This is a genomic window from Pontibacter sp. HJ8 (assembly GCF_054824225.1).
On the sequence record NZ_JSYF01000105.1, the window covers coordinates 1 to 8,454 of the forward strand.

The window sequence follows — 8,454 nt, forward strand, 5'->3', positions numbered from 1 at the left end:
GGGGTAGAGTTACAGGCAGCCAGGCTCAAAAGCAGGAGGAGAAACAGCGGGTGACGCATAGTAATCAGGCTCGTAAATATAAGAAAGCTAATATAGAGAAAATTCAGCTGAAACCTACAGCAAATAAATTGGCGGCTAAAAAACAGAAGGCCGGGACGACCGGCCTTCTGCTACGCTGAATTTTCAGTTGTATCCTGTACGGAAAAAGGAGCTATACCTGTTACAGTTGCTTGTCTATTCTGTCTTTCAGCCCCGCAGAAGCTTCTACCAGCGGTAACCTAACGGCAGGCGTGCATACGCCAAAACGCTCCAGCAATACTTTGACACCCACCGGATTGCCTTCTTCATACATCAGGGGGTTGATGTCTATAAAATCATGCAGCAGTTTGGACGCTTCGTCAAACTTGTATTCGAGTCCGAGACGAACCATACGGCTGAATTTTTCGGGGAAGGCATTGGCCAGTACCGAGATCACCCCGACAGCTCCGAAAGTGATCATCGGCAGCGTAAGCAGGTCATCGCCACTGATCAGCAGGAAGTCGGCAGGTTTGTGCTTGGCAATGGCCATGCATTGCTCCAGGTTGCCCGAAGCTTCTTTTATACCGATGATGTTGTCATGGGCAGCCAGCCGGATCGTCGTTTCCGCAGTCATATTGCTGCCGGTGCGGCCAGGTACGTTGTAAAGAATAACCGGCACCGGGCAGGCATTTGCTACCTGCACATAATGCTGGTAAATGCCCTGCTGGGAAGGCTTGTTGTAGTAAGGACTTACGGAAAGCACAGCGGCTATACCTTCCAGATCCGTGCCGGCAATGGCCTCGGTTACCTCGTGTGTATTGTTGCCGCCCAGTCCATATACCAATGGGACACGGGCATTTACGTGTTTCTTTATAAAGGAAAGGATCGCGGCTTTCTCAGCAGCTGTGGTGGTGACAGACTCGCCTGTGGTGCCGTTAATGACCAGGTAGTCTACGCCACCATCCAGGGTAAAGTCAAGTAGTTGGCGCAGCCCGTCGTAGTCTACCGCCAGGTTGCTCGTAAAAGGGGTAACCAGGGCAACGCCTGTTCCGCTAAATGTATTCTGAATCATCGTATAAGCATATCAAAGTACGAAGTTCGAATTATGAATCGGAATCTGCAAACAGAAGAACAGTTAACAGTGAACAATTATCAGTAAACAGTAAACAATTACCAAGAATCAGTAGCCAATAAATAGTAAGAGAATTAAAAGATGTTAACTGATCCCTGTTTAGTGCTTACTGAATATTGTTTTCCTCTACCCACTTCAGGAACTGGTCTTTGTATACTTCGCCGATCGGAATTTCTTTGTTGCCGATACGGATGCGGCTTTTTTCGATGCTGTCTATTTTCTGTAGGGCTACGATGAAGGAGCGGTGCACGCGCAGGAACCGGGACTCCGGCAGCTTTTCCATGGCCTTGTTCATCGAGAGCAGCGTGATGATTTTGTGGTCTTTTGTCTGTATGATAATATAATCCTTCAGTCCTTCGATCCAGAGAATATCCCGGAAGTCAACGCGTACGGTTTTATAATCTGCTTTTACAAACATGAATTCATTCTCGGCAGCCTGAGGTGCTGCAGGTATAGCAGGCTGCTCGTGGGGCTTGGCAATGCGCTGCAGCCGTTCCTGCGCCTTGGTCACGGCCTTCAGAAAGCGATCGAAGGGGATGGGCTTGAGCAGGTAGTCCACGGCATCCTGGTTAAATCCTTCGAGGGCATAATCGGGATAGGCCGTCGTAAAGATGATGAGCGGCTGGTGCTTGAGGATGTTGAGAAACTGTATACCGGTCAGCTCCGGCATTTCGATGTCCAGGAACATGAGGTCGACCTGCTCTTCCTGCAGGACCTGCATGGCCTCGGTGGCGCTCGAACAGGTCCTGACCAGCTTTAGAAAAGGAAGTTTGCTCACGTAACTCTCGATGATGTCGAGGGCGAGGGGCTCATCGTCTACGGCAAGGCAGCGGATCGTCATAGTTTTATTTTTTTGGTTGGAAGTATAGTCTGAGTGATGCGTAGAAGGTGCCTTCTTTTTCTTCGAAAGTGATTTCGTGTCGGTTCAGGTATAGCAAGTTAAGTCGCTGTTGCAGGTTTTGCAAACCGATGCCGCCAAACTCCCGCTTTTTGTGGCTGCTGGTATTGTTGATGGTGCTGAAGAGAAGCGAGTCGTCTTCAACTTTCAGATCCATCGTAATGCCGATTTCATTGCGGCTTACCAGGCCGTGCTTGAAGGCGTTTTCGACCAGCGTCATCAGCAGCATCGGGGCAATCTGTTTGCCGGCCAGGTTGCCCTCCACCTGGAAGCGGATGCCGGCCTGTTCCCGGAGGCGCAGCTTCTGCAGGTCTATGAAGTTGCGGATGTGGTCCACTTCTTTCTCCAGGCTCACCAGCGTATCGTTGCTTTCATAGAGCATGTAACGCATCAGGAGTGAGAGCTTCATGATGGCATCCGGCGTTTCAGGGGACTGCTTGTAGGCCAGCGAATAGATGTTGTTGAGCGTGTTAAAGAGAAAGTGGGGGTTGACCTGCGACTTCAGAAAGTTGAGTTCTGCCGTCAGTTTCTGGTTTTCGAGCTCCTTGTTGCGCTGCTCGTTGCGGATATAGTTGCCCGTCACTTTCAGGGCCGAACTGATAAAAACCACAATCAGGCCTGCCAGCAGGTAACTGAGAATCCGCTCGTAGGAGTAGAGCACCTGCATGCTTGGGTTGAACTCCCGGAATACATAAAAGTCCAGCGGCGAGCGCACAATGGCCACGGCTATGAGCGTTGCCAGGATCATGGCGATGTAGTGCAGGATACGGTTACGGGCCAGGTACCTGGGAATTAGCACGTACCAGTTGAAGTAGAAGATGAGCATAGCAAAACTCAGGCCCACCAGCGAGTCAATGGCCTTGTTGAGGGTAAGGCCACGCTGAAACTGCACATAAAAGATCCAGGCGCCAAAAAAAGCCCAGGCCGCTACATGGATCGCTAACCGGTACCGTCTCTTCATAGAGAATTCAGGCAGAGCAAAAGTATTCAAACGCTTGTGTTTAAGTGGTGGCAGGAGCTGTATGCAACCGGTTGTTTTTCAGGCACCAGCCCTGCTTGTACAATGAAAGATAAGCAAATATTCAGGTTTAACAGGTATAGCCCGGAGGAGTCTATACCAAGCCAACGATCCGTTCTATGAAGGCTACTTTTTACCGGACAAACAGGTTCTGGAGTCTGGCTTGTCGTTGGTATAGTGTTTCCTGCTGTTCGTCTAATACATTTTTATTTATCTGAAATATTGCGTCCTTTTGTAGAGTTAGCAGCGCAGCAACTAATCCCTCAGCCAGGTATACCCTAGGGCAGAGGAGGTATAGGACCTGGATACTTATACCTGTTAGGCTGAAGCAGCAGCAAAGTAAAAGTTAAGTTTAGAATGTTTGTTTTTGTTTGTTAATTAGAATCGCCGGCCTGTTTTCAGGCCGGCGATTCTTTTTCAGGTATAGGGCTGGCTATTTCGTGACCATCTGCAAAAACTGGTCTTCCGAGAGTATGGTAATTCCCAGCGTATTGGCTTTTTCCAGCTTGGAAGGGCCCATTTTATCGCCTGCCACCAGGTAGGAGAGTTTCGCCGAAATGGAGCTGACCACCTTGCCTCCGTGGCTGACGATGATGCTTTGCAACTCATCGCGGCTCACGCTCTCAAAAACACCGGATATCACAAACGTCTTACCTGCCAGCTGATCGCTTTCCAGGGCGGGGGCCACGTTATCGGATTTAAAGTTCAGGCCGGATGCTTTCAGGCGCTCTATCAGTTTCAGATGCTCCGGGTCCTGGAAGTACTGCAACAGGGAGTGTGCGATACGGTCTCCGATCTCATTGACCGCGATCAATTCGGCATGAATAGCGCTCTGCAGCGCTTCGATGTCCGGAAAATAGTCCGCCAGTTTTTTGGCAACCGTGCTGCCCACAAAGCGAATACCCAGCGCAAACAAAACCCTGTCAAAAGGCCTTTCTTTTGATTTTTCAAGGCTCTTGAGAATATTATTGGCTGATTTTTCGCCCATGCGGTCCAGCACGACCAACTGCTCAAACCGAAGGTCATACAGGTCGGCGGCGTTACGCACCAGGTTAGCCTTGTACAACTGCTCAATCGTCCGCGGGCCGAGTTCGTCGATGTTCATGGCTTTGCGGGAAATAAAATGCTCCAGCTTCGCCTGTATTTGCGGGGCACATTCCTTTTCGTTGGGGCAATAGTAGTTGGCTTCGCCTTCAGACCGGACCAGCGGTGTGCCGCAGGCAGGGCAGTGGGTAGGGTATGCGATCGGTATGCTGTCAGCAGGGCGCTTGCTCAGGTCTATACCTGTGATCTTGGGGATGATCTCGCCGCCTTTCTCTACAAATACCGTATCGCCCAGGCGCAGGTCGAGGCGCTGTATCTCATTGGCATTGTGCACCGAGGCGCGTTTTACCACCGTGCCTGCCAGCAATACAGGCTGCATCAGCGCCACCGGCGTAACAGCTCCGGTGCGGCCTATCTGGTACTGTATGTCCAGCAACTGGCTCATGGCACTCATAGCCGGATATTTATAGGCAATAGCCCAGCGGGGACTTTTGGCGGTATAGCCGAGCTCTTCCTGCAGGGCATAACTGTTAACTTTCACGACCACACCGTCCGTAGCGATCGGCAGCTCATGCCGCCTGGCTTCCCACTCGGTAATATAAGCGAGTACATGCTCAATGGAGCTGCACTTGCGCCAGGTATCTGATACCTTAAAGCCCCATTTCTGGATTGCCTGCAGGCTTTCGGAGTGCGTATCAAAGGGGTTGGGCGCACTCATAAAGCCATAGGAGAAGCAGCCCAGTTTGCGACTGGCCACGATGGCGGAGTCCTGTTGTTTCAATGTGCCGGAAGCTGCATTGCGCGGATTGGCCAGCAGCTGTTCGCCAGCCTCTTCGCGCTCGGTATTCAGTTGTTCAAAGACCTGCAAAGGCAGAAAGACTTCGCCCCGTACTTCAAAAAGCGGCGGAAAATCCTGGCCGTGCACTTGTAGCGGCACATCGTGTATGGTGCGCACATTGGATGTGATGTCATCGCCCCGGGTACCGTCGCCGCGGGTAGCTCCCTGCACAAAGGTGCCGTTCTCGTAGGTGAGGCTGATGGCCACTCCGTCAAACTTCTGTTCGCACACGTACTCGACCTCGTCGCCCACCACCTTGCGCACCCGCTTGTCAAACTCCCGCAGGTCTTCCTCTGAGTAGGTGTTGCTCAAAGAGAGCATGGGATACTTGTGAAAAACCGTTTTGAAACTTTTGGTAATGGTGCCGCCTACGCGGGTGGTCGGGGAGTTGGGCTGTCGCAGTTCCGGGAATTGTTCCTCCAGCTTCAGCAGCCGTTCCAGCATCATGTCAAACTCGTAGTCGGATACTTCAGAGATGCTGTTCTGGTAATATTGGTAATTGAGGTAGTTTATACGTTGGGTGAGCTCCTGTATCTCAGCAGCAGGTTCTTTCTCTAATGCCATAGGGTGTGTAATTATACTCTTGTAAAAATATCAAATTCAGGCTATGTAGCCAAGTATAGGAACGGGAAAGGAACTGAAATATCGGCCCGGATTATAAAAAAATGCTAAGTCGGTGTGGACCAGGCATCAAAAAAGGCTGCCCACAGAGCAGCCTTTTTTGATATAGCGTAATAGTCGTTATTTCAGTATCACACCGTCTGCTACAAAGCGAAGCTCATCTTTGGGCGCATTGATGGCCTGAACTTCGGCAGCTGACTTTCCGGCATCTTCAGCAAAGTGGCGCTGATCGTCTACGGATATCACTTCCTGTTTGGCTATACCTGTAAACACGACCGTTTTTCCAGCCAGGTCTTCTACCGGTAAAAAGAAGCCATAATCGCGGAACGTTACTTTCATGGTGCTGCCATCTTCCAGCTTCACGTCCATCCAGCAACCTTTGGACTGGCAGCTCTGCACCACTTCAGCTGTCACGGTGGCTTGTAAAGAGTCCTGCCCTGCCATTGCCTGCTTCATTTGGGTGACAGAGAGGACGTTCTCTTCTGCAAAGGAAGCACCAAAACTGTTGGGCTTAGCTGTGGCTACAGAAGCATCTGTTTCAGTCTTGGACTGGGAACAGCTGGAGAGCGCAGCAACTGCGAGTAAAAGCACGAATAGTCTTATCATACCAACGGAATTAACCGGATTTTTGGTCAAATATAGCAAATTAATATTGTAAAAGACAAAATGATTGGTCAGGGATTCGTCCTATTCAGTGGTGCTTCCGCATATACATAAAAGGGTGTGTATGAATGCTTTCCTACTCTAATGCCCGGTTTTGATAGAGCAGAAACCCAATATGAAACAAGACGCCCCATGTTTTTGCATCATCGTTGTAATAATTCAGGTTCAGGGCGACAGGACCCAGCACCCCATGGAATACAATGGCGGTCGATGCCGCAAATCCGGTACCGGTGAGTGCATCCCCATAATAAGCCTGTTGCTCCTCATTCTGCAGGATGGGTTTGTAGGGCTGAAACACGTATCCCTCGGCCCTGAACTCGAGTCGGGGGGTAGCCAGGTAGATGTACTGCAGTCCGCCGGCTACAAACTGGTGTGCCCGGAAGCGGTCCAGGAACAGGGTTTTGCTGTCGGAGAGCGGATGAAAGGCGGGGGCTGTGGTGAGTGTAGAGCGGTAATTTCGTAAAAAGGGCTGATTGGATAAGACGCCTTCCAGCCTGTAGCCGAAGCGGTGTTTGTTTTCCCCGTGGAAGTCCTCAAAGAGCAGCCTGCCATAGAACCACTCGTGCTGCAGGTTTCTGTTGCCTTCTACTACTGCCGTAGAGCCCGGTTCATGTTTTTCTGTTGCATTGACATACCGTGCGGAAGCGGTGAACATTCGTCCTCCCGATGGGTATTGCTTCCGGTTAAGGTTTCCGCGGTGAAAGGTGCTGGCTACCGTAAAGGCATCTACATCCGTCCGGTCGAGCGTGTCCGAACTCTGGATGTCGAGCCGGTTGCTGTAGCGGTTGATGGTCTGGGTATAAGCCGTACTGAGTACGAGTTTGCCTTTGTAAGTATTGGTAAACCCGACATTCAGGGCATAACTCCGATCTGCCTGCTCTATGAAAGGTTGCTTGTTACGTTCCAGCAGAAAGCCGGCTGTGGAGAGGTAATTCCAGTTATTGTAGGTAAAACTTGGCTCTACATAGTAGGGGATCCGGGCCGGAACGTCGGTGCGGATGCGCAGCTGGGCCGCCTGGTAAAATCGGCCTGTGTGAAAACTGCCGCCAAAGGTATAGAGCTGCTTTCCGAGCAGGCTGTATTCTATACCTGCATAAATGTTATCGATCGGGCGTGAAGCCAGTACGCCTCCCAGGACCAGTTTCAACCCGTCTTCTTTTTTTACATCCAGCACTAGGTCGTAATGCCTGCTTTTCGGGTCATAGAGCATGCTGGGGTAGAGGCTCCTGAAATTGTCGATGGCTGCCAGCCGGTAATAGCCCGTCTTCACTTCCTGCATGGTGTAGAGGCTGTCGCTGGCACTGCGGAAGAACTTTTCTACAAAGCTTTTCTGATTTCCTTTCAGTCCCTTTACCTCCACACTCTGGAAGATGTGCGGCTGAAACCCACTTCTGAAGTTATCTCTTCGGGCCGCAAGTTGCTGGGGGGTGGTGCGCCTGCTGATCTTTTGCTGTAGCTGCTCCAGCTTCGAAATGGTTTCGGTATAGCCGGCGTCAAAAAGCTCACTGACGTTTTTGAAATCAAGTGAAGTGAGGTTGCCAACATCCGGCTGCAGGTATACGTCCTTGCTGCTGAGTGCAGTAGAGTCGGAGTTGGACATCATGGCATACAGCAGGGTGTGGGCCAGGTCAAATTCGTCTTTGTCATAGGGGTACTCGCTGTATATCTTGGAGGACACGTTCACGCCGATGATGACATCCGGGTTAAAATCATTTCTGGCCACATCCACCGGAAAATTATTGTACAGGCCTCCGTCGTAGAGGAGGCGTTTCTCTATCCGGATGGGCTTGAAGAAGAGCGGCACCGTGAGCGTAGCCCGGACAGCGTCTGCCAGCTGGCCCCTGCGCAGGACCACCTGCTGCTGGGTAAAAATGTCGGCTGCCACACAGCGGTAAGGCACCATCAGCTTATCAAAGTCGTAATTGGCACGGGCAGCAGGCTGGGACATCAGCTGTGCCAGCGCAAAGTTGAGCGAGGCATCATTGACCAGGTTTGAGGTAAGGCTCGCCTGAAAGGTGGAATCCACGGAGATGTGCAGTTTCAGCAGCGAGGGGTTGGGGTCGGGAGAGGCAAAGTTGTAGGTATAGTTTTGCTCGGGTTTGCCGGTCGCCCAGGCCTGAAAAGCTTCTGTACTGATGAGGTATTCGATCTCGGAAGGGGAGTAACCCGCCGCATACAGGGCCCCCACTATACCTCCCATGGAAGTACCCACGATATAGTCG

Annotated in this window: 6 protein-coding genes; all 6 read right to left on the reverse strand. The window is 51.2% G+C overall.

Annotated features, from left to right (window positions below; genetic code table 11):
* Window positions 1-220: 220 nt before the first annotated feature.
* Window positions 221-1,090 carry a 4-hydroxy-tetrahydrodipicolinate synthase gene (gene dapA / locus OB13_RS06015; protein WP_461489247.1) on the reverse strand — a complete coding sequence of 290 codons (870 nt, stop codon included), beginning with the start codon at window positions 1,088-1,090 and terminating at the stop codon, window positions 221-223.
* A 166-nt stretch (window positions 1,091-1,256) separates the two neighbouring features.
* Window positions 1,257-1,991, reverse strand: a complete 735-nt coding sequence (locus OB13_RS06020; RefSeq protein ID WP_461489248.1) for a LytR/AlgR family response regulator transcription factor — start codon at window positions 1,989-1,991, stop codon at window positions 1,257-1,259.
* Window positions 1,992-1,995: 4 nt separating this feature from the next.
* Window positions 1,996-3,009 (reverse strand): sensor histidine kinase, encoded by a 1,014-nt coding sequence (locus tag OB13_RS06025; RefSeq protein ID WP_461489249.1) that lies wholly within the window; start codon window positions 3,007-3,009, stop codon window positions 1,996-1,998.
* Window positions 3,010-3,499: 490 nt separating this feature from the next.
* Window positions 3,500-5,512, reverse strand: a complete 2,013-nt coding sequence (gene ligA / locus OB13_RS06030) for an NAD-dependent DNA ligase LigA (protein ID WP_461489250.1) — start codon at window positions 5,510-5,512, stop codon at window positions 3,500-3,502.
* Window positions 5,513-5,689: 177 nt separating this feature from the next.
* The gene (locus tag OB13_RS06035; RefSeq protein WP_461489251.1) at window positions 5,690-6,175 is read right to left on the reverse strand and encodes a DUF4920 domain-containing protein; all 486 of its coding nucleotides are present in this window, start codon (window positions 6,173-6,175) and stop codon (window positions 5,690-5,692) included.
* Between the two features lie 133 nt (window positions 6,176-6,308).
* The coding region (locus OB13_RS06040; RefSeq protein WP_461489252.1) for a patatin-like phospholipase family protein at window positions 6,309-8,454 on the reverse strand (2,146 nt) is incomplete at its 5' end.